1 protein-coding gene is annotated in these 610 nt (G+C 66.6%); it reads right to left on the bottom strand.

The features are described 5' to 3' along the window. Positions 1–192 precede the first annotated feature (192 nt). On the bottom strand, positions 193–610 hold a 418-nt coding region (locus tag DI005_RS00150; protein ID WP_147263809.1), incomplete at its 5' end, for an SUMF1/EgtB/PvdO family nonheme iron enzyme.

The raw sequence follows: 610 nt of genomic DNA, 5'->3' as shown, positions 1-610 counted from the left end.
CCCGTCGCGGCGGACCCATCGATAGACGCGCGGCTGAGCTGGCCTCCACGGGTTGCGCCCGTGCGAACACACTGCCTCCCCCGTGGCTGTACGCCTACGGCCAGCTCAGGGCGCCGTTCTGCGGGCGTTGCTGGCGCTCAGTTCACGCCTGAGAGGTCGATTTCGTCGCCCACCAAAACCCCCAGGAGAATGCTATTCGAACGTCTCAGGAGGGGCTACGCAGCGAAAACCAGTGTCGTCGTCGCACATCGTCTCCGCTGCATCGTTGAACGTCGAGGGCGTGCAGCGCTCAAACGGCGTAGTCCACGAGCCGCCCTTGAGTTCCCGCCTGCCGTGCTTCGACTCACTCGAACACCACTCCCAGACGTTGCCGCAGAGGTCGTACACGCCGTACGGGCTGATCCCGGTCTGATAGCAGTCCACGGGTGTCGTCGCTCCGACGCCGTTCTCTCGGACGTTGCACTTGGCCGGGGTCGGCTGGTCTCCCCACGGATACACGGTGCCGCGCGTCCCGCGCGCAGCCTTCTCCCATTGCTGACTGGTCGGGAGCGCCTTACCCGCCCACTCCGCGTACGCGTTCGCGTCGCGCCACGTCACGAAGACCACGGGG

It is taken from the genome of Prauserella sp. PE36 (genome assembly GCF_003311655.1).
GTDB classification, from domain to species: domain Bacteria; phylum Actinomycetota; class Actinomycetes; order Mycobacteriales; family Pseudonocardiaceae; genus Prauserella_A; species Prauserella_A endophytica.
This window is presented reverse-complemented; position numbering and strand designations above follow the sequence as displayed.